This is a genomic window from Actibacterium sp. D185-2 (genome assembly GCF_054954595.1).
Genome location: NZ_JBPWNX010000004.1, coordinates 170,072 through 196,105, shown reverse-complemented (window position 1 = coordinate 196,105; position 26,034 = coordinate 170,072). Strand labels below are relative to the sequence as shown.

The 26,034-nt window shown below is 65.6% G+C and carries 24 protein-coding genes and 1 tRNA gene; 15 read left to right on the top strand and 10 right to left on the bottom strand.

The features are described from left to right. Positions 1-109 precede the first annotated feature (109 nt). The gene (gene rimO, locus ACSR1C_RS09595) at positions 110-1,495 is read right to left on the bottom strand and encodes a 30S ribosomal protein S12 methylthiotransferase RimO (RefSeq protein WP_460259094.1); all 1,386 of its coding nucleotides are present in this window, start codon (positions 1,493-1,495) and stop codon (positions 110-112) included. A 108-nt stretch (positions 1,496-1,603) separates the two neighbouring features. Between rimO and ACSR1C_RS09590 the strand changes: the two genes are divergently transcribed. Next, positions 1,604-3,589 carry an AsmA family protein gene (locus ACSR1C_RS09590; protein WP_460259095.1) on the top strand — a complete coding sequence of 662 codons (1,986 nt, stop codon included), beginning with the start codon at positions 1,604-1,606 and terminating at the stop codon, positions 3,587-3,589. Positions 3,590-3,598: 9 nt separating this feature from the next. Here ACSR1C_RS09590 and ACSR1C_RS09585 read toward each other — a convergent pair whose 3' ends face one another. From ACSR1C_RS09585 to ACSR1C_RS09575, 3 genes are all read right to left on the bottom strand, one after another. Beyond that, positions 3,599-4,936 carry an MFS transporter gene (locus ACSR1C_RS09585; RefSeq protein ID WP_460259096.1) on the bottom strand — a complete coding sequence of 446 codons (1,338 nt, stop codon included), beginning with the start codon at positions 4,934-4,936 and terminating at the stop codon, positions 3,599-3,601. Positions 4,937-5,013: 77 nt separating this feature from the next. After that, the gene (locus tag ACSR1C_RS09580) at positions 5,014-7,527 is read right to left on the bottom strand and encodes a CHASE domain-containing protein (RefSeq protein ID WP_460259097.1); all 2,514 of its coding nucleotides are present in this window, start codon (positions 7,525-7,527) and stop codon (positions 5,014-5,016) included. A 270-nt stretch (positions 7,528-7,797) separates the two neighbouring features. Then, positions 7,798-8,397, bottom strand: coding sequence for a GcrA family cell cycle regulator (locus tag ACSR1C_RS09575; protein ID WP_460259098.1), 600 nt, complete (start codon positions 8,395-8,397; stop codon positions 7,798-7,800). 146 nt (positions 8,398-8,543) lie between these two features. Between ACSR1C_RS09575 and ACSR1C_RS09570 the strand changes: the two genes are divergently transcribed. The 3 genes from ACSR1C_RS09570 (at position 8,544) to argF (ending at position 11,819) form a co-directional block, all read left to right on the top strand. Further along, positions 8,544-9,347 (top strand): ABC transporter permease, encoded by an 804-nt coding sequence (locus tag ACSR1C_RS09570; RefSeq protein ID WP_460259099.1) that lies wholly within the window; start codon positions 8,544-8,546, stop codon positions 9,345-9,347. A gap of 332 nt (positions 9,348-9,679) precedes the next feature. Continuing rightward, a complete protein-coding gene (locus ACSR1C_RS09565) occupies positions 9,680-10,870 on the top strand; it encodes an acetylornithine transaminase (RefSeq protein WP_460259100.1) in 1,191 nt (396 codons plus the stop codon). Positions 10,871-10,892: 22 nt separating this feature from the next. Further along, positions 10,893-11,819, top strand: a complete 927-nt coding sequence (argF, locus tag ACSR1C_RS09560) for an ornithine carbamoyltransferase (protein WP_460259101.1) — start codon at positions 10,893-10,895, stop codon at positions 11,817-11,819. An 18-nt stretch (positions 11,820-11,837) separates the two neighbouring features. On the opposite strand, the gene ACSR1C_RS09555 is transcribed toward argF, so the two are convergent. After that, positions 11,838-12,287, bottom strand: a complete 450-nt coding sequence (locus tag ACSR1C_RS09555; protein ID WP_460259102.1) for an NUDIX hydrolase — start codon at positions 12,285-12,287, stop codon at positions 11,838-11,840. A 104-nt stretch (positions 12,288-12,391) separates the two neighbouring features. Next, positions 12,392-14,845 (bottom strand): ATP-dependent helicase HrpB, encoded by a 2,454-nt coding sequence (hrpB, locus tag ACSR1C_RS09550; protein ID WP_460259292.1) that lies wholly within the window; start codon positions 14,843-14,845, stop codon positions 12,392-12,394. Between the two features lie 231 nt (positions 14,846-15,076). On the opposite strand from hrpB, the gene meaB reads away from it, so the two are divergent. From meaB to ACSR1C_RS09535, 3 genes are all read left to right on the top strand, one after another. After that, entirely contained in the window at positions 15,077-16,060 is a 984-nt protein-coding gene (gene meaB, locus ACSR1C_RS09545; RefSeq protein WP_460259103.1) for a methylmalonyl Co-A mutase-associated GTPase MeaB, read from the top strand. Between the two features lie 94 nt (positions 16,061-16,154). After that, positions 16,155-16,577, top strand: a complete 423-nt coding sequence (locus tag ACSR1C_RS09540; RefSeq protein WP_460259104.1) for an organic hydroperoxide resistance protein — start codon at positions 16,155-16,157, stop codon at positions 16,575-16,577. 6 nt (positions 16,578-16,583) lie between these two features. Continuing rightward, positions 16,584-17,039, top strand: coding sequence for a MarR family winged helix-turn-helix transcriptional regulator (locus ACSR1C_RS09535; RefSeq protein WP_460259105.1), 456 nt, complete (start codon positions 16,584-16,586; stop codon positions 17,037-17,039). Between the two features lie 6 nt (positions 17,040-17,045). On the opposite strand, the gene ACSR1C_RS09530 is transcribed toward ACSR1C_RS09535, so the two are convergent. Continuing rightward, positions 17,046-17,864 (bottom strand): transglutaminase-like domain-containing protein, encoded by an 819-nt coding sequence (locus ACSR1C_RS09530; protein ID WP_460259106.1) that lies wholly within the window; start codon positions 17,862-17,864, stop codon positions 17,046-17,048. A gap of 383 nt (positions 17,865-18,247) precedes the next feature. Between ACSR1C_RS09530 and rpmB the strand changes: the two genes are divergently transcribed. From rpmB to ACSR1C_RS09510, 4 genes are all read left to right on the top strand, one after another. Then, positions 18,248-18,535 carry a 50S ribosomal protein L28 gene (gene rpmB, locus ACSR1C_RS09525; protein WP_460259107.1) on the top strand — a complete coding sequence of 96 codons (288 nt, stop codon included), beginning with the start codon at positions 18,248-18,250 and terminating at the stop codon, positions 18,533-18,535. A 100-nt stretch (positions 18,536-18,635) separates the two neighbouring features. Then, positions 18,636-18,983: a hypothetical protein gene (locus ACSR1C_RS09520; RefSeq protein WP_460259108.1), complete on the top strand. Its 348-nt coding sequence runs from the start codon at positions 18,636-18,638 to the stop codon at positions 18,981-18,983. 49 nt (positions 18,984-19,032) lie between these two features. Further along, positions 19,033-19,539 (top strand): copper chaperone PCu(A)C, encoded by a 507-nt coding sequence (locus ACSR1C_RS09515; protein ID WP_460259109.1) that lies wholly within the window; start codon positions 19,033-19,035, stop codon positions 19,537-19,539. Between the two features lie 182 nt (positions 19,540-19,721). Next, the gene (locus tag ACSR1C_RS09510; protein WP_460259110.1) at positions 19,722-20,273 is read left to right on the top strand and encodes a 2OG-Fe(II) oxygenase; all 552 of its coding nucleotides are present in this window, start codon (positions 19,722-19,724) and stop codon (positions 20,271-20,273) included. Here the strand turns inward: ACSR1C_RS09510 and ACSR1C_RS09505 are convergent. Further along, the gene (locus ACSR1C_RS09505) at positions 20,270-20,968 is read right to left on the bottom strand and encodes an NAD-dependent deacylase (RefSeq protein WP_460259111.1); all 699 of its coding nucleotides are present in this window, start codon (positions 20,966-20,968) and stop codon (positions 20,270-20,272) included. The genes ACSR1C_RS09510 and ACSR1C_RS09505 overlap by 4 nt on opposite strands. Positions 20,969-21,010: 42 nt before the next feature. Here ACSR1C_RS09505 and ACSR1C_RS09500 point away from each other — a divergent pair, with 42 nt between their 5' ends. Continuing rightward, on the top strand, positions 21,011-21,466 hold the full coding sequence (locus ACSR1C_RS09500; protein WP_460259112.1) for a low molecular weight protein-tyrosine-phosphatase: 456 nt from the start codon (positions 21,011-21,013) through the stop codon (positions 21,464-21,466). A gap of 7 nt (positions 21,467-21,473) precedes the next feature. On the opposite strand, the gene ACSR1C_RS09495 is transcribed toward ACSR1C_RS09500, so the two are convergent. Next, a complete protein-coding gene (locus ACSR1C_RS09495) occupies positions 21,474-21,773 on the bottom strand; it encodes a hypothetical protein (protein ID WP_460259113.1) in 300 nt (99 codons plus the stop codon). 237 nt (positions 21,774-22,010) lie between these two features. Here ACSR1C_RS09495 and ACSR1C_RS09490 point away from each other — a divergent pair, with 237 nt between their 5' ends. Both ACSR1C_RS09490 and lepA read left to right on the top strand, forming a co-directional pair. Then, positions 22,011-22,838 (top strand): SDH family Clp fold serine proteinase, encoded by an 828-nt coding sequence (locus ACSR1C_RS09490; RefSeq protein WP_460259114.1) that lies wholly within the window; start codon positions 22,011-22,013, stop codon positions 22,836-22,838. A gap of 72 nt (positions 22,839-22,910) precedes the next feature. Beyond that, on the top strand, positions 22,911-24,710 hold the full coding sequence (gene lepA, locus ACSR1C_RS09485; RefSeq protein ID WP_460259115.1) for a translation elongation factor 4: 1,800 nt from the start codon (positions 22,911-22,913) through the stop codon (positions 24,708-24,710). Positions 24,711-24,786: 76 nt separating this feature from the next. Here the strand turns inward: lepA and ACSR1C_RS09480 are convergent. Next, a tRNA-Ile gene (locus tag ACSR1C_RS09480) sits at positions 24,787-24,863 on the bottom strand. Between the two features lie 198 nt (positions 24,864-25,061). On the opposite strand from ACSR1C_RS09480, the gene ACSR1C_RS09475 reads away from it, so the two are divergent. Further along, the gene (locus ACSR1C_RS09475) at positions 25,062-25,973 is read left to right on the top strand and encodes a lipid A-modifier LpxR family protein (RefSeq protein WP_460259116.1); all 912 of its coding nucleotides are present in this window, start codon (positions 25,062-25,064) and stop codon (positions 25,971-25,973) included. The last annotated feature ends 61 nt before the right edge of the window (positions 25,974-26,034 follow it).

The window sequence follows — 26,034 nt, the reverse complement described above, 5'->3', positions numbered from 1 at the left end:
TGTCGGCGTTTGGCGCCGGGGAAAACCGATTGCGGCCGGTTTTCGCCATCCCAAAGCGACCAAACCGGCGGTTTGTCGCGCAACTGGCGGGCAGGTCGCAGGCGTGGCGTTACCCGGCCAGCCGCCCCCACAGATCGTATTCGCCGGCCTCGTCCACCTCGACCGTGACGATATCGCCGGGTTTCAGCGCCTCGAAGCCTTCGTCGATGAACAGGTTGCCGTCGATCTCGGGCGCGTCGGCCTTGGTGCGGCAGGTGGCGGCCTCGTCGTCGACCTCGTCCACAATCACCTCCAGCCGCTGACCGACTTTCGCGGCCAGCTTGGCCTCGGAAATCGCCTGGGCCTTTTGCATGAACCGTTCCCACCGTTCCTGTTTGATCTCGGGGGCCACATGATCGGGCAGGGCGTTGGACCGCGCCCCGGCGACGTTTTCATACTGAAAGCACCCCACGCGATCCAGCTGCGCGTCGTCCAGCCAGTCCAGCAGGGTCTGGAACTCTGCCTCGGTCTCGCCGGGATAGCCGACGATGAAGGTGCTGCGCAGGGTGATCTCGGGGCAGTCGCGGCGCCAGGCGGCGATCTCGTCCAGGGTTTTCGCCGCGGCCGCCGGGCGGGCCATCCGTTTCAGCGTGTCGGGATGGGCGTGCTGGAACGGGATGTCCAGATAGGGCAGGATCAGCCCCTCGGCCATCAGCGGGATCAGATCGCGCACATGCGGGTAAGGGTAGACATAGTGCAAGCGAACCCAGGCGCCCAGCCCCCCAAGGGCGCGCGAAAGGTCGGAAATGTGCGATCTTACCTCGCCGTCTTTCCAGGGGGAAAGGTCGTGTTTTCGGTCTACCCCATAGGCCGATGTGTCCTGGGAAATGACCAAAAGCTCACGCACCCCGGCCTCGACCAGCTTTTCAGCCTCGCGCAGCACCGCATGGGCCGGGCGCGACGCCAGCCGCCCGCGCATGTCGGGAATGATGCAGAACTTGCACTTGTGGTTGCAACCTTCGGAAATCTTTAGGTAGCTATAGTGTCGCGGAGTCAGGGACACGCCCGAGGCCGGCAGCAGGTCAATGAACGGGTCGGGCTGCGGCGGCACCGCGCCGTGCACCGCGTCCAGCACCTGTTCGTACTGATGCGGTCCGGTGACGGCCAGAACCGAAGGGTGGGTGCCGCGGATGTAATCCTCCTCGGCGCCCAGGCAGCCGGTGACGATGACGCGGCCGTTTTCGTTCAAGGCCTCGCCGATCGCTTCCAACGATTCCGCCTTGGCCGAATCCAGAAAGCCGCAGGTGTTCACGATCACCGCATCGGCGCCGGCATAGTCCGGGCTGATCGCATAGCCTTCGGCCCGCAGGCGGGTCAGGATACGTTCGCTGTCGACCAGCGCCTTGGGGCAGCCAAGCGAAACCATGCCGATGGTCGGCTGACCCGCACGGCGGGTGTCATCGATACGCGGCGCGGGCGCAAGATCGGGGCGGAGGTTGGGCGGGTTGGTGCTCATGCGCGCGATATAGGCGCTTTGTTGGTATTGCGAAAGCCTGCTTGATCGTTGGACCGCACGGGGCCTAGGGTTGGGCGACTTCGGTGTGTTGAAAAAGGGGCCTGTGCGATGCGTTGGCTGGTACGCGTGATCTTTACCCTTCTGCTGCTTGTGGCGCTGTTGGCGGGGGCGTTGCTGTTGCTGCCCGCCGACAAGATCGCCGGGCTGGCCAGCGATCAGATCCGCAAGGCCACCGGCCGCGAACTGACGCTGACCGGGCGGTTGAAGCCGTCGATCTGGCCGCAGATTGGCGTGGCCACCGGGCCGGTCACCCTGTCGAATGCCGGTTGGGCCAGCGACACGCCGATGGTGCAGGCCGACGCACTGGAAATCGGGCTTGATCTGGCGGCGCTGCTGGGCGGCGATATCGTGATCCGCAATCTGGAACTGACCGCGCCCCGGATCTTGCTGGAGCGCGCCAGCGACGGGCGCGGCAACTGGCAGATCGAAGCGGCCGAGACGGGCGAAACTACGACCCAGGGGGGCGGGGGCCAGGGGGGCGGGGGCGCTCCGGCGGCGAAGGATCCCGCGGGCTTCACCCTCGACAAGGCGGTGATCACCGGCGGCACGCTGACCTTCATCGACCACGCCGCGGGCACCACCCGCCGGGCCGACGCGCTGGAGGCCACCGTAACCTTGCCCGCGTTCACCGGCCCGGGCAACGTGGCGCTTTCGGCGCAGGTCAACGGGCAGCCCGTGACCGCCAGGGCCGAACTGGCCGGTTTCGCCACCTTCCTGTCGGGCGCGGTTACCGGGGTGACGGCGGATCTGACGGCGGGCAAGGCGCGGGTCGGGTTCAAGGGGCGCGCAGGCACCGCACCGCTGGTTGCCGACGGGGCACTGACGGCGGATCTGAGCGATCTGGCGGCGCTGTCGCAGGTGCTGGGCAGCCCGCCGCCCGCCCTGCCGCCGGGCATGGGCGACAAGATCGCGGTGGCGGGGCAGGTGACCTATGCGCCCGAAGGCTCGGTCCATCTGCGCGGCGGGACGTTCACGCTGGGCGGTAACACCCTGACGGGGGCGGCGGATCTGTTCCCGGGCGGCGCGCGGCCCCGGCTGAACGGGCAGTTCACCACCGGTGTGCTGGATCTGTCGGCGTTTGCCGGCGCTGGCGCCAAGGGCGGCGCGGGCGGTACAAGCGGCGGCACGGGCGGCGGCGGCAAGGCGCGGTCGGGCTGGTCCAGCGATCCGATCGATGTCAGCGCGCTGGGGCTGCTGGATGCCGAACTGGCGATCACCGCCGACAGCGTCGATCTGGGCAAGACCCGGCTGGGCCGCAGCCGCGTTCTGGCCACGCTGACCGACCGCCGGCTGGTGTTCGATCTGCGCGAGGTGCGGGCCTATGGTGGGTTGATCACCGGCAATTTCGTGGTCAACGGGCGCGGCGGCCTGTCGGTCGGCGGCGATCTGACGGTGGCGGGGCTGGCGGTGCAGCAGGCGCTGCGCGATCTGGCGGGCTATGAGCGGTTGAGCACCAGTGCCGACATGACGCTGAAATTCCTCGGGTCGGGCAATTCGGTGAATGCGATCATGAACAGCCTGTCGGGCGGCGGCGCGGTGGCGCTGGGCGCGGGCGTCTTCACCGGCCTTGATCTGGAGCGCATCCTGCGCGGCCGCGACATGGGCGGGGCGGGCGGTAGCGCGCGCACCATTTTCGACAGTGTGGCGGGGCGGTTCACCCTGGCGGAGGGCGTGTTGCGCAATGACGATCTGACGCTTCTGGCCCCACGCCTGACCGCGGGCGGGCGCGGCACGGTCGGAATCGGCAAACGGGTTCTGGACTATCGCGTGACGCCGGTGGCCTTTGCCGGCGATGACGGCAAGGGCGGGCTGAAAGTGCCGCTGCGCATCACCGGCGGCTGGGACGATCCGCAGTTGAAACTGGATCTGGAATCGGTGGCCGACAAGGAGATCGACAAACAGGTGGACAAGCTGCGCGACAAGGCCGGGGAAGAGCTGGGCCTTGATGCCGAAAGTGGCGAAAGCCTGGAAGACGCGGCCAAGCGCAAGGCGCAGGAAGAGGTCATAAGGGGCTTGAAAAACCTGCTGAAATAGCGCGGGGACTTATCCCTGGCCGGGCCAGACCCGGTGTTCGTCATCGATGACAATGGCATGGGCGTGGTGCCGCCCCTGGCCGGGGTGGGCGCGCAGATGCGGGTGATCGGGCTGCAGATCGGGATGGGCATGGGCCAGCGCACCGGGCTCGTGCGCGGGCCACAGCGCCAGCGCCGCCCCGACCCCGGCCAGCGCGACCGCGCCCAGAATGGCCATCGCGGCAGGCAGGCCCAATGCCTCGCCCGCCCAGCCCGCCAGCGGATAGGTCAGCAACCAGCAGGCATGCGACAGCGCGAATTGCGCGGTGAAGACCGCGGCGCGGTCCTGTGCGTGGGCGGAGCGGTGCAGCAGCCGCCCCGAGGGCGTCACGACCGCAGAATAAAGCGCGCCGGTGGTGGCCCAAAGCGCCAGAAACGCGCCCCAGCCGGGCAGGCCGAAGGCCCCGGTCCACGCCGCCTGACCCAATGTCAGAAGGCTTAGCGCCAGCGCGGCGGGCAGCATCACCGCTCGGTCGCTGCGATGTTCCAATAGCCCGGGCAGGGCCAGCGCGGCCAGCATCGCGCCGCCGCCGAACGCGGCCAGTGCCTGCGCCACGGCGACCTCGTCCGCGCCGAAACCCGCGCGGACCACAACCACGGTGTTGACCAGCACGAAGGCGCCCGCCGCCGCCGCGCTCAGGTTCAGCGCTAGCAGCCCGCGCAGCCGTGGCGTGGCCAGATAGATGCGGGCGCCGCGTGTGACCCGCTCGCGAAACGGTCGCACGTGCGGATCGGGCCGGACGGCGGGCAGCGCCGCGCCCGCCACCAGAAGGGCCGATCCGGCAAAGCCCAGGACCGTGCCGACAAACAGCCCGTGATAGCTGATGACCAACAGCATCACCCCCGCCAGCGCCGGGCTGAGCAGGTTTTCCAGCTCATAGGCCAGCCGCGAGAGCGACAACGCCTTGGTATACGCGGCCTCGTCGGGCAGGATGTCGGGGATCGTGGCCTGAAACGCGGGTGTGAAACTGGCCGAGGCCGCCTGCAGCACGAAGATCAGCCCATAGATCTGCCAGATCGCATCAACGAAGGGCAGGCACAGCGCCACCGCCGCACGGATCAGATCGGCGCCGATTAGCACCGCCTTGCGCGGCAGGCGTTCAGTAAGCGCAGCCGCGACCGGGGCCAGCCCGACATAGGCCAGCATCTTGATCGCATAGGCGGTGCCCAGAATTGCCCCGGCCCGTGCCCCGGCCAGATCGAAGGCCAGCAGGCCAAGCGCCACCGACAACAACCCGGTGCCCAGCAGGGCAATAACCTGCGCGGCAAAGAGGCGGGCGTAAACGGGATGCCTGAGAACAGCGAACATGGGGCCGATCGTATTACGCCGGGCGCGCACACGCACCGAAAATCGTAATCGGAACGTATAATCGCGGAGCCGCGCGCTTAGCCCAGGGCCATCGGCCGCCCTTCGGCTGCGACATAGGGAATATTGAAATGGAAGGTTGTCTGCTGGCCGGGCTTGCTGGTGAATCCGATGGCCCCGCCATGCTGATCAACGATCAGCTTCGCGATGCTCAGGCCCAGCCCGGTGCCTTCGCTGTGGCGCGTGTCGGATGAATCCGCCTGGGTGAACTTATCGAATATGAAGGGTTGGGCAGCTTCGGGGATGCCTGCGCCGCTGTCCGTGACGAAGATCTGGGCACTGCTCGCGCCCCGAACCAGAGCAACCTTGACGGTGCCGCCAACGGGGGAAAACTTGACGGCATTGGACAGCAGATTGTCCATGACCTGCATGAGCCGGCTTTCGTTTCCGATCACGAAGATCGGCTCATCGTCGCCTTCGGTCACGAAACGGACCTGAAACTTGTCGGCATAGGTTTCGTTGGCCTGAACCGAACTGCGCAGCACATGGGCGATATCCATCCGGGACATCGCCATTTCCATCTTTCCGGACTCAAGCTTTTCGAAATCGAGGATGTCATTGACCAGCGCCGACAGGCGTTCGCTGTTCCGGTAAGCAACCTGCAGCAGGGACTGGGCCTTTTCGGGCAGCGGGCCGGCGGTTCCGGCCTGAACCAGGCCAAGCGCGCCCCGGATCGATGTCAGCGGCGTTCTCAGCTCGTGGCTGACCGTGGCCAGAAACTCGGATTTCGCCTTTTCGCCTTTCTTGCGTTCGCTGATATCGCGAACGATGGCGACGAAGTGGGGCACTTCGCCTTCGGGCTTGATCAGCTGCACGGTCACTTCGATCGGGGTGGGGGCACCCGTACTCCGTTCGAACGTAAGCGCGTTCTGGCTGCCCGTCACCAGCGGCACGGATTGCATTCTGAACATTTCGGAATCGAACCGCGGGTCGATATCGGCCGGTGTCTTGCCCAGGCATTCAGCCTCGGTCCGGCCCAGCGATTTCAGCGCGGCCTTGTTCAGATAGATGAATTGCAGGTTGTCCGCCCGGCACATGAATATTTCATCCCGGTCCAGATCCAGCGACGATTTAAGCTGGCTGATCTTGTGATCCGCCGCCTTTCGCTCGGCGCTTTCCATCTCTTTTTGCAGGGTGATATCGGTTCGTATGCCGACATATTTTACCGGGTTCCCGTCGCGGTCCAGATAGGGAACGACCGTTTCCAGGCCCCAGAAAAATCCTCCGTCCTTTTTCATATTCCGTATCTCGCCGCGCCACGGCTTGCCGCTTTCGATGGCGCTTGAGATTTCGTCGAAGAACGCTTGGATCTCGCCGGGCGCGTGCAGGAGCTCGTGGCTCTGGCCGATCAGCTCTTCACGGGTGAACCCGGTAACTTCGCAAAGCTTGTCGTTCACAGCGATGATTTTGCCGTCGAGACCGATTTCGCTGACGATCGCGTGTTCGTTCAGGTATTTTTGCAGGAATTCCAGTTCCTGATTGGCGGCTTCCGCCTGTTCCCGCGCGGCCTGCGCGATCCGCTTTTCTTCTTCCAGGTTTTTGGTTCGGGCCTTCACAAGCCGACCGGCCCGCTGGCCGAACTTTGCCAGCGACGCCACCATATAGGTCGCGCACCCGGTCAGGCACAGGCCGGCAGCCGCGACCATCCAGGGAAAGGTGGCCAGAAGCCAGCCCTGACCGATGCCGGTCGCGGCGAAGCGAACGGTCCAGTCGTGTCCCTGAAGTCCGATTGTCCTCACCTTCGTCATGGCCGGGCTTTCACCACCCGTCGTTTCGGTCGCCATGTCATGGCTGGCATACAAAAGCGCGTCCGGCGCGATTTCGGTCCCGTCAAAAATCTCATAGGAGATGTGGGCCGCCCTGTGGGAAAGCTCGTCGTGCAGGATACCCGACATGAAGTCGCCCATCCGGAACGGGCTGTAGACCCAGCCGATAAAGGCCCTGCGCCGATCCGTGGCGTCCTTGAGCGGCATGTTTTTCTGATAGACCGGCACATAGGTCAGGAACCCGCGCTGCACGTCCTTGTTGGTTTCCTGCACCAAGGTGATGATCCCCGAGCGCGCGGCCAGGCCGGTGTCTCTTGCACGGGTCATTGCCGCCCGGCGCATCGGATTGGACCACATGTCATAGCCGAACGCGCGCTGATTGCGCCAGTCGAACGGTTCCAGGAAAATGATCGCGCTATAGGCGTCGCGCTTGCCTTCGGGCCGGATCGTATAGTCGGGAAACCCTTCTTCGCGGATGGCGGCGATATGTGCGGCCTTGTCGGACGGCAGCACCGGCACGCTCAGCCCCATGCCCTGCATGCCGGGCCACTGTTCCTCTACCTTCAGGCTCGCGACATAATCGCGCCACATGGTTCGATCCATTTGCCCGGTCGCGTTGAGAAAACCAACGCCGCCCCACAACACCTGCTCATAGGAAACCAGCCGATCGGAAATCGCGTTTGTGATTTCATCCGCCTGATCGTCGAATTCATGCGCGTTCTCGCGATCCACGAGGATGCGCACCCCGTACCATGAGAAGCTTGTCACGGACAGGCCAAGGCATAGGATCACTATCGTATATACTCGGTTCCGCATCATATTCATCGCTCAAGATTTACGCATACTAGTTACGAGGTTGTACAGTTAAATGAGAATTTTCAGGCAGTTTTGTGTTCGATTTGTTTCAACTTGTAGGCAGTCAACGCAATCATCTGTCTGTTGTGCGAGGTCGGCGCAGGCGCGCTGTCGCGCATCGGGTACAGAAAAAGCCCCGGCGCCGGGCCGGGGCTTTGCATCGTTATGTCACCGGGATTGACCCTAGCGCTTGCGGTCGCGGCGCGAGCTCATCGGCTGAAAGGCGACGCCGACATGGGCCTCGCAATAGGGCTTGCCGGGCTGGGCGGGCAGGCCGCAGAACCAGAAATCCTCGGTCGCGGGGTCGCCGATCGGCCATTTGCAGGTGCGCTCGGTCAGCTCCATCAGGGTCAGGCGTTTGGCCTTCTTCTCGACCTCGCGGACCGAGGCCAGCGCTTCGGGGCTGATTTCATTGGCCGAGGGTTGCGGCGGCAGCGGCTGGCCGGCGGGGATGATCGCCTTGCGCGCGGGCAGGGTGCTGGGCGCCGGGCTTTCGGCCGCCGCAGGGGCGGGCGCCGGTTTGTCGGACGGTTCCGCGGCCTTGGGCTTGTTGGTGCCGGGCTTGGGCATTTCGGCGGCGTCGTGCTTGGCTGCGGGCTTTTCCTTGGCCGCGGGTTTCGCCGCGGTGCCGCTGCCGGCACGGTTCGACAGGCCCAGCCGATGCACCTTGCCGATCACCGCATTGCGGGTGACCCCGCCCAGTTCCTTGGCGATCTGGCTGGCCGACTGACCTTCGCCCCACATTTTCTTCAGCGTTTCGACACGCTCTTCGGTCCAGGACATCTCATTTCCTTGGCTTGTGGCGACCGGCGAGCCTTTGCCCGATCCGTACCGGCACCCTAAAAGTTTTTCGGTTGGCCCCTATTCTATTCGTCAGGGGCATCGGGATACAAGCCCGGTGCGACAGGCAAGCGAATCTGGGGGCGGAAATGCAAAATTCAACCGGGATGGGCGTGCGCCGCTTCGGGCGGGTCAACTGGCTGGGACTGGGTACGCTGATCCGGCGTGAGGTCAGCCGCTTTCTGGCGGTCTGGACCCAGACGCTGGCGGCGCCGCTGGTGACGGCGGGGCTGTTCCTGACGGTCTTCGCGCTGGCCATCGGCCCGTCGCGCGGCGCGGTGATGGGGGTGCCCTTCGTGCAGTTCCTGGCGCCGGGCATTCTGATGATGACGGTGATCCAGAACGCCTTTGCCAATACCTCGTCCTCGATCGTGATCTCGAAGGTGCAGGGCAATATCGTGGACACGCTGATGCCGCCGTTGTCGGCGGGTGAACTGGTGCTGGGCTATGTCGCGGGCGGCGTGGCGCGCGGCGCACTGGTGGCGGTGGCGATCGGCGCGGTGCTGCTGGCGGTGCTGGGCACCGGGCTGGCGCATCCGATCTGGGCGGTGGTTTTCGTGCTGCTGGGCGCGGCGTTCCTGAGCGGGCTGGGCATGGTGGCGGGGATCTTTGCCAACAAGTTCGACCAGATGGCGGCGATCACCAATTTCATGGTCACGCCGCTGAGCTTTCTGTCGGGCACCTTCTATTCGATCGAGACATTGCCGCCGCTGATGCAGCGGATCACCCATTTCAACCCGGTCTTCTATCTGATCGACGGGGTGCGGTACGGTTTTCTGGGCGTCTCCGACAGCTCGCCCTGGCTGGGGTTGGCAGTGTGCGCCGGATCGACGGCGGCGGTGCTTGGCCTGTGCTGGTACTGGTTCCGGCGGGGCTATCGGCTGAAGGCGTAAGGAAACGGCGGCGCGTGCCGCGCCACATCTTTTGTTTTCACGCGCCCTGCCGGGCGCGCGATGTGCCTTCGGCGAGGATATTTTTACGAAAAAGAAGACCGGAGGCGGATGTTTTCGGCGCGGGGCACTTCGCATCTGGACAGCGCGGTGCTTTGCCGCTATCGACTTGCGCCATGATCACGCGCCCCCATATCGCCCCTTTGCGACGCCGACGCACCACCCGCGTCTGACGCCTGATCCCGCGTGCATGGCACGCCCCCTCTTTTTCACATCGTTGACTTGCCCCCGTGCCTGAGGCACCTATCGGGCTTCCATTCGCAAGGATTACAGCCATGATCCCGACCATTCTGCCGACCTATAACCGGGCCCCGCTGAGTTTTGTCAGTGGCGCGGGCTCCTGGCTGACCGAGGCGGATGGTTCGCGATATCTGGATCTGGGCGCGGGCATCGCGGTGAATGTGCTGGGCCATGCCAGCCCCGATCTGATTGCCGCGCTGACCGAACAGGCGGGCAAGCTGTGGCATCTGTCCAATCTGTATCAGATCCCGGAACAGAAGGCGCTGGCCGATGCGCTGGTCGAAAAGACCTTTGCCGATACGGTGTTTTTCACTAATTCCGGCACCGAGGCCTGCGAGCTGGCGGTCAAGATGGCGCGCAAATACTGGTATGACAAAGGGCAGCCGGAGCGGGTCAAGATCATTACCTTCTCGGGGTCGTTCCATGGCCGGTCCTCGGCCGGGATCGCGGCGGCGGGGTCGGAGAAGATGACCAAGGGCTTCGGCCCGTTGCTGCCCGGTTTCGTGCATCTGGAATTCGGCGATCACGACGCGCTGTTTGCGGCGATGAAAGATCCCGAGGTGGCCGCCGTGCTGCTGGAGCCGGTGCAGGGCGAAGGCGGCATCCGCCCGGTGCCCGATCAGTGTCTGAAAGGGTTGCGCGATCTGTGTGACGAGACCGGCACGCTGCTGATCCTGGACGAGGTGCAATGCGGCATGGGCCGTACCGGCAAGCTGTTCGCCCATGAATGGGCGGGCATTGCCCCCGATATCATGATGGTGGCCAAGGGCATCGGCGGGGGTTTTCCGCTGGGTGCGGTTCTGGCCACCGAAGCGGCCGCCAGTGGTATGGTGGCGGGCACCCACGGGTCGACCTATGGCGGCAACCCGCTGGCCTGCGCGGTCGGGCTGAAGGTGATGGAGATCGTCGCCGACGACGCCTTTCTGGTTCAGGTCAACCGCAAGGCGGGCCTGATGCGGCAAAAGCTGGAAGGGCTGGTGGCGGGGCACCCGGATATATTCGAATCCGTGCGCGGATCGGGGCTGATGCTGGGGCTGAAATGCCGCGCGCCGAATACGAATGTGGTCAAGGCGGGCTATGCGCAGCACCTTCTGACCGTGCCGGCGGCCGACAATGTGGTGCGGCTGCTGCCCGCGCTGAACATCACCGATGAGGATATCGCCGAGGCCATCGCGCGGCTGGACAGAGCCGCCAGCGCAATCGAGGCCGCCGCACCGGCGCAATGATACGACCGCAAGGGACGGGAACATGATGCACTTTCTGGATATCGACAAAACCGACCCCGCCGATTTGCGGGGCATGATCGACAGCGCGCTGGCGATGAAATCCGCCCGCAACGGCCGCCCCAAGGGGACGCCGGATGACGCGCTGCCGCTGGCAGGCCATATGGTGGCGCTGATCTTCGAGAAACCCTCGACCCGGACGCGCGTGTCGTTTGATGTGGGCGTGCGCCAGATGGGCGGGCAGACCATGGTGCTGTCGGGCCAGGACATGCAGCTTGGGCATGGCGAGACGATCGCCGACACCGCCCGGGTGCTGTCGCGCTATGTCGATCTGATCATGATCCGCACGTTCGAGGAACAGACCCTGCTGGAGATGGCGGAATATGCCACGGTGCCGGTGATCAACGGGCTGACCAACCGCACCCATCCCTGCCAGATCATGGCCGATATCCTGACCTATGAGGAGCATCGCGGCCCCATCAAGGGCAAGAAGGTGGTCTGGGCCGGGGACGGCAACAATGTGTTCGCCTCGTTCGTGCAGGCGGCGGGCCAGTTCGGGTTCGACATGGTCTTTACCGGCCCGCCGACGCTGGACCCCGAAGCGGTGTTTCTGGACGAGGCCCGCGCCAAGGGCTCGAAGGTCGAGATCATTCGCGACCCGGCGCAGGCGGTGGCGGGCGCCGACCTGGTGGTCACCGACACTTGGGTCAGCATGCACGATCCGCAATCGGCGCGCGAGCGGCGGCACAATCAGCTGCGTCCCTATCAGGTGAACGAGGCGCTGATGGCCCATGCCAAGCCTGACGCGCTGTTCATGCATTGCCTGCCCGCCCACCGCGACGACGAGGCGACCAGCGCGGTGATGGACGGCCCGCATTCGGTGATCTTCGACGAGGCCGAAAACCGTCTGCATGCGCAAAAGGCGGTGATGCGATATTGCCTGGGGGTATAGCGGCCCCCTGTCCCCGGGTCAGAAGACCCGCAAAATGTCGCGCAGCGTGGGGTCGCGCACCAGACGGGCGGCTTTTTGCGGCGTGACCCAGGCCCGCTTGCGTTCTTTGAATTCGGGCCAGGTGCGCGCCAGTCTGGTGACCTCGACCGGAAAGATGTCGGCCCGGACCCAGATCCGTCCGGCCCCCTTCAGCCGCTTGCTGTAGCAAAAGCTGCCGATCGGGCGCGGGGCGACGCGGCCCGATTTGACCCCGGCCTCTTCCCACGCTTCCTGAAGCGCGGAACCCGCGTCGTCGAGCCCCGCAATCGGCCAGCCCTTGGGCAGGATCCAGCGGCCCTGGCCCCGGCTTGTCAGCAACAGGATGTTGGTTTCGCCCTCGCGCCGGCGATAGCACAGGGCGGCGACCTGCCGGTGCAATGGAAAAAGATCCGGGGACGCGGCAGGTGACAGATCGGGGGAAATATCCATCGGCAAATCTGCTCCCTGCCGCGTGTGTCCGAAGTCCACGATATCGGCTTTCGCGGCCTTGGCAAGCGGGTTTGGCGTGGTCTGACAGAACCCTGTTGCGCCCGTCAGCCGTGCGGTTTCGCCCGCAGCGTGGGGTCGGCCTGGGTGGGGTCCTCGGGCCAGGGGTGTCGGGGGTATCGCCCGCGCATATCCTTGCGCACATCGGCATAGGAATTGGCCCAGAACCCGGGCAAATCCATCGTTACCTGCACCGGGCGCTGACCCGGCGACAGCAGGGTGATGCGCAGCGGCAGGCGCTTGGGCCCGACCGTGGGGTGGGTGGTGACGCCGAACATTTCCTGCAGCCGCAGGGCGATCGCCGGTGCCTCGCCGCCATAGTCGATCGGTACCTTGCGTCCCAGCGGGGTGGTGAATTGCGACGGTGCCAGCCGGTCCAGTATCTGCGCCTCGTCCCAACTGAGTGCGGCGCGCAGCGTACCGGTCAGATCGAAGCGTTTCAGATCTTCGGCGCTTTTTACACCATTCAGATGCGGCAGCAGCCAGTCATCCAGCCGCGCCATCAGCCCGGTATCGGAAAAATCGGGCATCGCGGCCCCCTCATAGCGCAGCAACTCCACCCGTGCCTGCAACCGGCGCGCGGCATCCGACCAGGGCAGGCCCAGCTCGCGCACACCGTCTAGCATGGCGCGGGCCACCGCATCGGGCGGCGCGTCCTTCCACACGCGATCTTCCAGCACCAGCGCGCCGAACATCTCGCGCCGCCTTGCCACCACCCGGCGCTGGCGCCTGGACCATTCGCAGATATCGGCCCAGGCGATCTGATCCGCAAAAAGCCCGCGCAGCTCGGCCTCGGTCAGATGGGCGGCCAGCCGCACGCGGGCCTCGCGCGCGTCGCCGTCCAGATCCAGCGCGACGATCAGGCGGCTGCCCGCCATCGGGTCGCCGTCATCCACCAGCGCGCCCTTCCCGCCCGACAGCACGAAGCGTGGCGCGTCACCCTTGCGGCGCAGCCCGATACGGTCGGGATAGGCCAGCGCGGCCATTTCTGCCACGCTCATCGCGGGCGCATCGGGGGCGGCGCGGCCCAGGCGCCTGGCTTCGGTTCGGATACGTTCGACCACGCCGCGATTGGCGGTATAGGGGCGGCGCTGGGCAAAGCCGCGCGGATCGGTCACCGCCTCCAGCCGCAGGGCCAGATCGACGGGCGCACCGCGCAGCGGGTCACGCTCGGCCAGCAGGGCGGTCAGCGGGGCCGCGGCCTTGCCCGCGCGCAGCAGCATATGGCCCAGACGCGGGTGCAGCGGCAGCGCGGCCAGCGCGCGCCCGTGATCGGTGATCCGGCCCGCGCGATCCAGCGCGCCCAGCTGCGTCAGCAGCGCGCGTGCCTCGGCCATGGCGCCGGGGTTGGGCGCGGTCAGAAGGGCCAGCCCCTCGGGCCCTTGCGCGCCCCACAGCGCCAGTTCCAGCGCCAGCCCGGTCAGATCGGCGGATTCGATTTCAGCCGGGGGAAAGGGCATCAGCCCGCCTTCCTCGCCGCGGGTCCAGAGCCGGTAACAGGTGCCGTCCGCCACCCGGCCCGCGCGGCCGCGCCGCTGTTCGGCCTCGGCCCGGGTCACCCGTTCGGTCACCAGCCGCGACATGCCTGAATTGGGATCGAACCGCGCGCGGCGCGCGCGGCCGCCATCGACCACCACGCGGATATCCTGAATGGTCAGCGAGGTTTCGGCGATCGATGTCGCCAGCACCACCTTGCGCCCGGTCTGGGCCGGGGCGATGGCGGCGCGTTGGGCTGCAAAGTCCATCGCGCCGAACAGCGGGCGAATCGCGCAATCCGCGGGCAGGTGGCCTTTCAGCAATCCCTCGACCCGCCGAATCTCGCCCTCGCCGGGCAGGAAGACCAGAACGCCGCCGGTCGTTTCCGCCACCGCCTGTTCCACCAGCGCGGCGACGGCAGGCTCATAGCGCTGGCCCTTGGGCAGGGGCCGCTCCAGCCAGCGGGTTTCGACCGGAAAGCTGCGCCCCTGCGACGTGATCACCGGCGCGTCGTTCAGCAGCGCGGCCACCGGGGCCGCGTCCAGCGTGGCCGACATGACCAGCACCAGCAGATCGTCGCGCAGCGCCTCGCGCACCTCCCATGTCAGGGCGAGGCCCAGATCGGCATTCAGCGAGCGTTCGTGGAATTCGTCGAAGATCACCGCGCCGATGCCGTCCAGCGCCGGGTCGGACTGAATCATGCGGGTCAGGATGCCTTCGGTCACCACCTCGATCCGGGTCGTTTTGCCAACCTTCGCCTCGCCCCGGATGCGGTAGCCCACGGTCGCGCCCACGGGTTCCCCCAGGGTTTCGGCCATCCGCTCGGCGGCGGCGCGGGCGGCCAGGCGCCGGGGTTCCAGCATCAGGATGCGGCCCTTGGTCAGCCCGGCCTCCAGCATGGCCAGCGGCACCACGGTGGTCTTGCCCGCGCCGGGCGGGGCCTGCAGCACCGCGCGGCCCGCGTCGCGCAGGGCGCGCAGCAGGTCGGGCAGGGCATCGTCGATCGGCAGGGCAAAGCGCTTCATCCCGCCGTTATCGGTGATTTGCGGCGGCGGGGCCAGTGCCGGCGGAACAGGGCGGAAGGTCAGGCTGCGGATGCGCAAGCCGCGCGATGCCCGCACCCCATCCCGGCCATGGCGGCCCGTGGCCCGCCCGCTGCTCGCAAACCGGCGGCATCGCCGGAAAATCCTGCCTCTGCTCTGGACAGGGCGGGCCCGGCAAGGGCAAACAGGCCTTCAGATCAGCCGGAGGCCGCAATGGATATCGCCGAACTTGCAGACCGCATCCGCGCGGGCGAACGCCGGGCGCTGGCCCGCGCGATCACGCTTGTCGAAAGCAGGCGCGACGATCACCGCGCCCTGGCCCGCGCGCTGCTGGACCGGCTGGCGGGCAGCGGGCGGCAGGCGCTGCGCATCGGGCTGTCGGGCACACCCGGTGTCGGCAAATCCACCTTCATCGAAAGCTTCGGCATGATGCTGACGGGGCAGGGGCTGCGCGTGGCGGTGCTGGCGGTTGATCCCAGTTCGGCCCGTTCGGGTGGCTCGATCCTGGGCGACAAGACGCGGATGGAGCGGCTGACGCGCGAGCCGAACGCCTTCATCCGCCCCTCGCCCAGCCAGACCGCGCTCGGCGGCGTGGCGCGGCGCACCCGCGATGCGGTGGCCCTGTGCGAGGCGGCGGGGTTCGATATCGTGCTGATCGAAACCGTGGGCGTGGGCCAGTCGGAAACCATGGTGGCCGAAATGGCCGATCTCTTTATCCTGCTGTTGGCCCCGGCGGGGGGGGATGAATTGCAGGGCGTCAAGCGCGGCATCATGGAAATGGCCGATATCATTCTGGTCAACAAGGCCGATGGCGATCTGAAATCCGCCGCCATGCGTACCTGTGCCGATTACGCGGGGGCCCTGCGCCTGCTGCGCAAACGCCCGCAGGACCCCGAAGGTTTTCCCAAGGCGATGACGGTGTCCGCGCTGGAGGAGGAGGGGCTGCAAAAGGCCTGGGACGAGATGCAGGCGCTGGCCGCTTGGCGGCGCGAGAATGGCCATTTCGACGCCCGCCGCGCCGAGCAGGCCCGCCACTGGTTCGGCGAAGAGGTTCGCCTGGGCCTGCTGGCCCGGCTGGAGCGTGACCCCAGGATACGCGCGCGGATGGCGACGCTGGGCGCGGCGGTGGCGCGGGGCGAGGCCAGCGTGTCGGGGGCGGCGGCGGATATGCTGGCAGAGCTGGCCGAACGGGGGTGATGCGGGGCGATCACGAAAATATCAATTGTGCACAATATAATTGCGTGCAATTCATGTTGGGCAATCCGTGAAACCCAACCCGAAGGACATTTCAATGGCTTCCTATCAGACCCGCGTAACGGCCGTCGGCGGCCGCAAGGGCCGTATCATCAGCGATGATGGCCTGCTTGACCTGCCGCTTTCCCTGCCCAAGGCCATGGGCGGTACCGGAATGGCGACGAATCCCGAACAGCTTTTCGCCGGCGGCTATGCCGCCTGTTTCGAAAACGCCATCCTGCATGTGGCCAGCCGCAAGAAACTGTCCCTTGCGGATGACGATGTCACGGTGGTGGCCACTGTCGGGCTTGGCGCGAATGCGGAGGGCGGCTTTGTGCTGTCCGTCGCGCTGGAGACGACGATCAAGGGCATGACCCAGCCCGAGGCAGAGGCGCTGGTGGCAGCCGCCCACGCCGTGTGCCCGTATTCAAATGCGGTGAAAGGGAATATAGAGGTCGGGCTCGTGACCCATGTCGAGTAAGGCCGGATGACCGAAACGGACGACCCCCAGCGCCTGGAGCGCCAGATCTGCTTTCCGCTGTATGCGGCGTCGCATCTTCTGACGCGCAAGTATCGCGCGGCGCTGGGTCCCCTTGGGCTGACCTATCCGCAATATCTGGTGCTGATGGCACTGTGGGAAAGTGCGCCGCGGTCGGTCGGTGCGCTGGGGCAGGCCCTGCATCTGGACAGTGGCACCCTGACGCCATTGCTGAAACGGCTGGAGGCGGCGGGGCTGGTGCGCCGCCTTCGCGACGACGCGGATCAGCGCCGTGTGCTGGTCGCCCTCACCGCAGAAGGCCACGCGATGAAGGACCGGGCGCGCGATGTGCCCGATATCCTGCGCGGCCATCTGAAGGACATGCCCGCACAGGATATCGAACGGCTGCGCGGGCTGCTTTATGAGGTCATGGCGCAGCTTTCGGACGATCCGCCGCCGCAATAGCCGGGCCTATGCCGGGTCCGCCTCCGTGGTCTCATAGGTCCAGACCCGGAACGATTTCAGGATGTGCGGCCCGAAGGAATGGATCAGCGGCACATCCGTCGCATCCCGCCCGCGCGCCACCACGATACGCCCGATCCGGGGCTTGTTGTTGCGCGGATCGAAGGTGACCCAGCGGCCACCGACATAGACCTCCATCCAGGCGCTGAAATCCATCGGATTCAGGATCGGCACACCGATATCGCCCAGATAGCCGTTGATATAGCGCGCCGGGATATTCATGCAGCGGCACAGCGTGATCGCCAGGTGGGCATAGTCGCGGCACACCCCGGTGCGTTCCTGCCAGGCTTCATACGCGGTGCGGGTGACACGGGCGTTCATATAGTCGAAGGCGATGTGGTTATGCACGAAATCGCAGATCGCCTGCACCCGCGCCCAGCCGGGCGGGGTGTTGCCGAACATGTCCCACGCCATCTGGCTCAGCTTTTCGACCTCGCAATAGCGGCTGCCCAGAAGATAAAGCAGGCACTCGTCGGGCAATTGCGCGATCGGGGTCTCGCGTGCGTTCCAGTCCACCGGGTCGGGCATGCCGCTATCGGCCACCGTCCCGTCGCCCCAAAGCGAAAAATCCCCCGGCGGCGCGACGAAGCGCAGGCAGGAATTGCCATAGATGTCACGATAGCGTGTCGTGTCCACATCGGGATTGGTCACCACCTGTTCGGCGGCGCGCAGGTCCGCCCGTCGTTCGTCACGCATCGACAACAGGCACACCATCGGTGTGGGCTGCGGGCAGGTGACGGTGATATCATAGCCGAACCGGATCAGCATGGCGCGGTCCGGACCGGCAGGTGCTGCGCGGATCCTTCTGTGGTGTCGTCAACGGTTGGGATATGGCAGACAATGTGCATATATATGGCGCTTTCTGGGGCCCCGACGGGGGCCGTTACGGCGGTTTCGGGCGGGGCCTGCGGCGCGCGTGATGCGCTGCCCCTTCACTATACATAAAGCGCGGGACGAGGGAACAAGGGTCCTTGCCGGGATCACGGGTGGCAGGCGAACGGGCGCTTTGTCGGCGCCGGGGGCCGATTGTGCTGAGGATTCAGCCAATGAATCACTTGACGCCCCCCGCCATTTGCACTTAAAGCACCCAAACGGAATTCGAGGCGCTGCTTTTGCGGTGCCTTAGTGTTTATGAGACAAGGAAGAGACCCATGTCGCGCGTCTGCGAACTGACCGGAAAAGGCCCGATGTCTGGCAACAATGTCAGCCACGCCAAAAACAGGACCCGCCGCCGGTTCCTGCCGAATCTGAACGACGTGACGCTGATCTCTGACACGCTGGGCCGCTCTTTCAAGCTGCGCGTGTCGGCATCGGCGCTGCGCACTGTCGACCATCGTGGGGGCCTCGATGCGTTCCTGGCGAAAGCCAAGGATGTCGAGCTGTCCACGACGGCGCTGAAAATCAAGAAAGACATCACGAAGGCCCAGGCCGCCGCCTGATCCCTTTGCGGATGAAAAGATATGCGGCCCTGCCAGAAATGGCGGGGCCGCTTCCTTTTGACGCTTCCCCTTGGGGGAAGGTCGGCGGTATAACGCCCCGATGACCCGGACCCGCCCCTATATCGCCGTGCTGCTGGCGCTGATGCTTGGCCTGACGTCGCTGACGCTGGCCGCCGCGCGGGGCCATGCACCGGCCATGGGCGAGGTCGAGATTTGTTCGGGGCTGGGGCTTCAGGTTATCCGCGTCGATGCCGACGGCAACCCGGTCGGCCCGCCGCATCTGTGCCCCGACGCGGTTGCCTCTTTCGTATCCGTCGATGCGCCGTTGCCGGTTCTGCCGCGGCGCCTGCTGGCCAATGGCGAAACCCTGCGCCTGCCCGCGCGCCTGGCCAGCGCCGGGGCCGCGCGCCTGCGCGCCACCGCCCGCGATCCGCCTGTGCCGGTCTGATCAGACGTTTTTTCGACCAGGCAACACACAAATGGATCAGGAGGACGACATGTCCCTCAAGAACACCGTATTCGCGGCCGTGGCCGCATGTTCCACCGCACTGCCCGCCTTTGCCGGCGATATCACCGTGGAAGACCCCTATGCCCGCGCCTCGACCATGATGTCGAAATCCGGCGCGGCCTTCATGGTGCTGCACAACGCGGGCGACACCGACGACCGGCTGATCGGCGCCGCGTCCGACGTGGCCGAGCGGGTCGAGCTGCACACCCATATCCAGGATGCCAACGACGTCATGCAGATGATCGAGGTCGAGGAGGGCTTTCCCGTTCCTGCCGGCGGCAGTCATGCGCTGGCCCGTGGCGGCGACCATGTGATGTTCCTGGGCCTGACCCGGTCGCTGGCGCAGGGCGATACGGTCGTGGTGACGCTGACCTTCGAGCAGGCCGGCGACATGACCGTGCAGATCCCCGTCGATCTGACGCGCAAGCCGATGCACGGGATGATGAACCATTCCGGCATGGGCAGCGGCCAGATGCAGATGAACAGCACCAACTAAGGCGGGCGCGCCCGGCCTTTGGACTACCCGGCCGGTGTCGGTACTGTGTCCCTCCGATCCTGAAACCGGGCTGCGGGCAACATGTTGCCCGAAGGCGGGAAGCGACCTCCCTGTCGTTTCCCGCCGCGACACGGCGCAGGCAGTCGCGCATCCTTGCTGGATCGCCGATTCCCGGAGCGCTTATGCACACCGCCCATACCTGTCCCGATGCTTTCACCCCCGATGAATGCGAACGGATCGTCACGCTGTCGCGGGGCGGTCGCATGGACGATGCCGGGTTGGTGGGCGGGGTGGCCAACCACAACCTGCGCCGCGCCGATATCGCCTGGCTGGACGAGCGTGACGGCGCCGGATGGGTGATGGACCGCATCATAGCGGTGGTGGCAGAGGCCAACCGCAAAAGCTTTGGCTTCGATCTGCGCGAATTCGCCGAAAGCGCCCAGGTCGCCTGTTATGACGGCGCGCGGCAGGGGCATTTTTCCTGGCATTCCGACATCGGCGACGGCCCGGTGGCACGCAAGCGCAAGCTGACCATGGTGGTGCAGCTGTCGCAGCCGGGCGGGTATGACGGCGGTGTGCTGGAATTGATGCCGGATTCGCATATCCACGCGGCTAACCGCAATTGCGGCACGGCGACCCTGTTTCCCAGCTTCGTGCTGCACCGGGTCACGCCAGTGACGGCGGGCGAGCGGTTTTCGCTGACCATCTGGGCGCACGGACCTGAGTTCCGCTAGCCGTCCCGTGCCAGCATTTCCGCGACCCAGTCGGGTACGGTCCGGGTGGCGGGGCCTTGCCGGACCTCGGCAAAGTCATGCGCGCCCAGCGACGGTTCCAGGTTCAGCTCCAGCGTATCGGCCCCGGCGCGGGCGGCGTCCTGCACGAAGGCGGCGGCGGGATAGACATTGCCCGAGGTGCCGATCGACACGAACAGGTCGGCGGTACGCAGCGCGTCCCAGATCGCGTCCATATGGAACGGAAATTCGCCGAACCACACGATGTCGGGCCGGGTGGGGCCGCTGGCGCAGGCCGGGCAGGGGTCGTCGGGCCGCATCACCGGGGGCGCATCCCAGCGGTGGCCACAGGCGGCGCAGCGGGCGCGCGTCAACGCGCCATGCATGTGCCATACGGCCTTTGACCCGGCCCGTTCATGCAGGTCGTCGACATTCTGGGTGATGATCAGAACCTCGCCGGAATAGCAGTTTTCCAACTTCGCCAGCGCGTGATGTGCGGCGTTTGGTGTGGCCTCGGTACAGTTCTTGCGCCGCGCATTGTAGAATTCATGCACAAGGGCGGGATTGCGGTCAAAGCCTTCGGGTGTGGCGACCTGTTGCAGGTCGTATTGCGTCCACAGCCCGTCCTTGTCGCGAAACGTGCCCAGCCCGCTTTCGGCGGAAATCCCCGCGCCGGTCAGAATGACGATCTTGGTCATGGCGTCCCCTTTGCGCTATCACTTTGCAAAACGGAGGCGCCGATGACCACCCGAATCCTGTTCGTCTGCCTTGGCAATATCTGCCGCTCGCCCACCGCGCACGGGGTGTTCGCGCATATGGCCGCCAAGACCGGGCTGGATGTGCATGTCGAAAGTGCGGGAACCGGCAACTGGCATCTGGGCGATCCGCCCGATGCGCGCGCCGCGCAAGCGGCGGCCGCGCGCGGCTATGACCTGAGCGCCCTGCGCGCGCAACAGGCCACGGCGGCCGATTTCGGCCGGTTCGACCTGATCCTGGCGATGGATCGCGCCAATGTCGCCGTGTTGGAGCGGATGCGCCCGATCGACAGCGAAACCCCGGTCGCGCTGTTCCTGACCTATGCCGATACCGGACGCATCGAAATACCCGACCCCTATTACGAGGGCGGGTTCGATCTGGTGCTGGATCTGGTCGAAGCGGCCAGCCGGGGCCTGTTGGACACGCTGGCGCAGCGTTGAAGCCGGATCAGCCGCAATAGGTTTCGGCGGTGGTGCCGAACTGCCTGTAGCGGAGCCAGAACGCTTCGTCGCTGCGGTTGTCCGACTGGCGGATTTCCTGCGCCTTGTGCGGGTCCTTGAAGAATTTCGCGGCCATGCGCTGATCCCTGCGGTCCAGCGTCAGATCCGCGGCCTGCTGAATGCAGCCGCACAGGCTGCGCGAGGCGGCCTTGCGATCCGAGCTCAGGCAGGCGCGTTCGATCGCGCCGGCCGATACCATGGGGGTTGTCGTTACGACGATCACCGCCGCCAAAACCAGTTTTTTCATCTGTCTGCCTCGATCCGGGGGGCGCGGCGGTTGGCCCGTCGTCATCCCTGTCTGGAGAATGCGGCGAGTATGCCGCAAATCGGGGAATTTTCAATCGCTCCCGTGCAATGTCGGCGTGCTTTGCTCCCCCTGTGGGACGATCTGACGCTGGGGGCGGGGCGAAATCGCACGGTTTCGGGCGGCGTCCGCCCGCCGGAATGCTAAGCTGCGTCGAAATTGCAGGGAATCAGTGACGCCATGCCGACGGAACTTTCAGGTCTCTTCTTTCTCTTTCTTCTCGTGATGGTCTTGCAGCCGATGGTGGCAAGCCGACTGTTCGCGATGCGCCGGGCGCAGGCGATCCGGGCGATCGGGCGGAAGCGGGGCGCGCGGCTGATCACGATGATCCACCGCCAGGAACAGCGCAACATGTTCGGGATGAACATCTCGAAACATATCGACCTGGAGGATGCCCAGACCATCATCGCCGCGATCAAGGAAACCCCGGCGGACATGCCGATCGACCTGGTGCTGCACACGCCCGGCGGGCTGGTCATCGCGGCCCAGCAGATCGCCCGCGCACTGGAGGCGCACCCGGCCAAGGTGACGGTCCTGGTACCGATCTATGCGATGTCGGGCGGCACACTGATCGCGCTGGCCGCCGATGAAATCGTGCTGGGCGAGTTTTCCATGCTGGGCCCGATCGACCCGCAGATCCTGGGCCTTCCGGGGGCCAGCATCGTGCGGGCGCGCGATGCCAAGCCGGTCGAGCATGTCTCGGACCTGACGATGGTGCTGGCCGATGTCAGCGAAAAGGCGATTGCGCAGCTCAAGCGCGGCGCGGTCGAGGTACTGACCCCGCGCATGGCCCTGCCCGAGGCCGAGGCGCTGGCCGAAAAGCTGGTCGGCGGCCACTGGACCCACGACTATGCGCTGATGGCGCCCGAGGCGCAGGAGCTGGGCCTGCCGGTCACGGTCGGGATGCCGATCGAGGTGCTGGAGCTGATGAAGCTTTATCCGCAGCCGGTGCGCGGCAGCGCGGTCGAATTCCTGCCCATCGACGCCCCGACGCGCAAGCTGATCTGAGGGGCCGGGCAGGGGGATCGCCGCGCAATCCCCATTGACCAGCCCCCGAATCCACCGCATATCGCTCGGATCATGACCGAGCTTGAAAACATCCGCAATTTCTCCATCGTGGCGCATATCGACCACGGTAAATCCACGCTTGCCGACCGGCTGATCCAGTTGACCGGCACGGTGGCCGCGCGCGATATGAAGGCGCAGCTGCTCGATAACATGGATATCGAGCGCGAGCGCGGCATCACGATCAAGGCCAACACCGTGCGGATCGAATATCCCGCCAAGGACGGTCAGACCTATATCCTGAACCTGATCGATACGCCGGGCCATGTGGACTTTGCCTATGAGGTCAGCCGCTCGATGCGCGCGGTCGAGGGGTCGCTGCTGGTGGTGGACGCGACCCAAGGGGTCGAGGCGCAGACGCTGGCCAACGTCTATCAGGCGATCGACGCGGATCATGAGATCGTGCCGGTTCTGAACAAGATCGACCTGCCGGCGGCCGATTGCGACCGCGTGGCCGAACAGATCGAGGATGTGATCGGGATCGACGCCTCTGATGCCGTGCAGATCAGCGCCAAGACCGGCATCGGCATCCCCGAGGTGCTGGAGGCCATCGTGACCCGTCTGCCGGCGCCCAAGGGGGACCGCGACGCGCCGTTGAAGGCGATGCTGGTCGACAGCTATTACGACGCCTATCTGGGCGTGGTCGTCATCATCCGCGTCATCGACGGGATGATCAGGAAGGGCGACAAGATCAAGATGATGCGCACCGGCGGTGCCTATCCGGTAGAGCGTCTGGGCGTCTTCCGGCCCAAGATGGAGAATATCTCTGAACTGGGTCCGGGCGAGATCGGCTTTCTGACCGCTTCGATCAAACAGGTGCGCGACACCCGCGTCGGCGACACGATCACCCATGAAAAGAAACCCTGCGCCGCCGCCCTGCCGGGCTTCAAACCGGCGCAGCCGGTGGTGTTCTGCGGTCTGTTCCCGGTCGATGCCGCCGAATTCGAAGACCTGCGCGAAGCGATCGAAAAGCTGGCCCTGAACGACGCCTCGTTCAGTTACGAGATGGAAACCTCGGCCGCGCTCGGCTTTGGCTTTCGCTGCGGTTTTCTTGGGCTGCTGCACCTCGAGGTGATCCGCGACCGGCTGGAGCGTGAATATGACATCGACCTGATCACCACCGCGCCCAGCGTGATCTATCACGTCTATCTGCGCGACGGCACGATGATCGAACTGCACAACCCCGCCGATATGCCCGACATGGCCACCGTCGATCATATCGAGGAACCGCGCATCAAGGCGACCATCCTGGTGCCCGACGAATATCTGGGCGACGTGCTGAAGCTGTGTCAGGACCGGCGCGGTGTGCAGATGGACCTGACCTATGCCGGCACCCGGGCGATGGTGGTCTATGATCTGCCGCTGAACGAGGTGGTGTTCGATTTCTACGACCGGCTGAAATCGGTGACCAAGGGCTATGCCAGCTTCGACTATCAGATGATCGGCTACCACGAGGATTTCCTGGTCAAGATGCAGGTGCTGGTGAATGACGAGCCCGTGGACGCGCTGTCGACCATGGTGCACCGCGATCGGGCCGAGGCGCGCGGCCGGGCGATGGTCGAGAAGCTGAAAGAGCTGATCCCGCGCCACATGTTCAAGATCCCGATCCAGGCGGCCATCGGCGGCCGCGTCATCGCGCGCGAAACGCTGTCGGCGATGCGCAAGGACGTGACCGCGAAATGCTACGGCGGCGACGCCACGCGGAAGAAAAAGCTGTTGGAAAAGCAGAAGGCGGGCAAGAAGAAGATGCGCCAGTTCGGCAAGGTGGAGATCCCGCAGCAGGCGTTCATCAATGCGTTGAAGATGGATGACTGATGCGATTTAAACGGGCGTAGGACGGGGGCCAACCCACTGCCCGCACCTACCCTGCGAAATCGCGACAAGGACGGCGTGGTAGGCCCGGAGGGACTCGAACCCCCAACCAAAGCGTTATGAGCGCTCTGCTCTAACCAATTGAGCTACAGGCCCGTCCGGCCCCTCAGTATCAAAACCCCGGGGGCGGTCAAGCATCCTTGATGCGGCGCGGGGGGGCGTCGTTTCGCACGAACCGTGTCCGATTTGCCGCGTCGGCCGATTGTTGCAGTCCTGCACTTGGCGCAAATCGTCGCAGGCGTTATTCTTGGCGCCAACGAGCAGGATAATAATAATTCGGATTGAGGGTTCGGCATGAAAATGGCCATTCAGGCGGCGCTGGTTCTGGCGTTGCTTCCCGCCGCAGGTGTGCAGGCGCAAGAGCGCGAGGTGCTGGGCTACGGCACCATGTTCAACAACGATTTTCTGGGCGATGGCGAAGACCGCTGGCGTTCGGGCAGCTATACGATCAGCCGTGTCACCGGGCCGGGCTGGTCCGGCGGGCTGCCGTCGGACTTTGGCGAAATCCGCGAATTGCGGATGCAGGCACAGATCATCGCCCCGGCCAATCTGTCCAACCCGGCCCCCGGTGATCGGCGCTATGCGGGTGTTCTGTCCGTCGGGCTGCACACCCATTTCGCGCGCGGGCCGGTGGCGTATTCGCTTGGCGCCGATATGGTCGTGACCGGATCGCAGACCGGCATCGCCTCGTTTCAGGACTGGGCGCATGACTGGCTGGACGGGACCGACCCCAAGCCCGCGACCGACAATCAGATCGGCAATGCGATTTATCCCACCGTTCTGGGCGCCGCGACCCTGCCGTATCAGGTATCCGCGCTGGTCGAGGCGCGCCCCTTTGTCGAGGCGCAGGCCGGGGCCGAGACATTGCTGCGCGTCGGCGGCGATCTGGTCTTCGGCAGTTTCGGGCAGGGCGACCTGATGGTGCGCGACTCCACCACCGGGCATCTGTACAACACGACCCATACCGGCGGTCCGGGGGTGGGTTTCGTGGTCGGCGGCGACGTCGCGTTCGTGTCCGACAGCCATTACCTGCCGTCTTCGGATGGGTATGAGTTGACCGATGCCCGCACAAGGCTGCGCGCCGGGATGAACTGGCAGGGGCAGCGGCTGGGCATGTATTACGGCCTGACCTGGCTGGGCGAGGAATTCGAGGCCCAGCGCGAGGGCCAGTTGCTGGGGTCGCTGAACGTGCGGCTCGAATTCTGACGGCACGGCTGCAAACCCGGCTTTTCAGAATTAAGAAAACGTGCTAACCTGTCGTCAATAA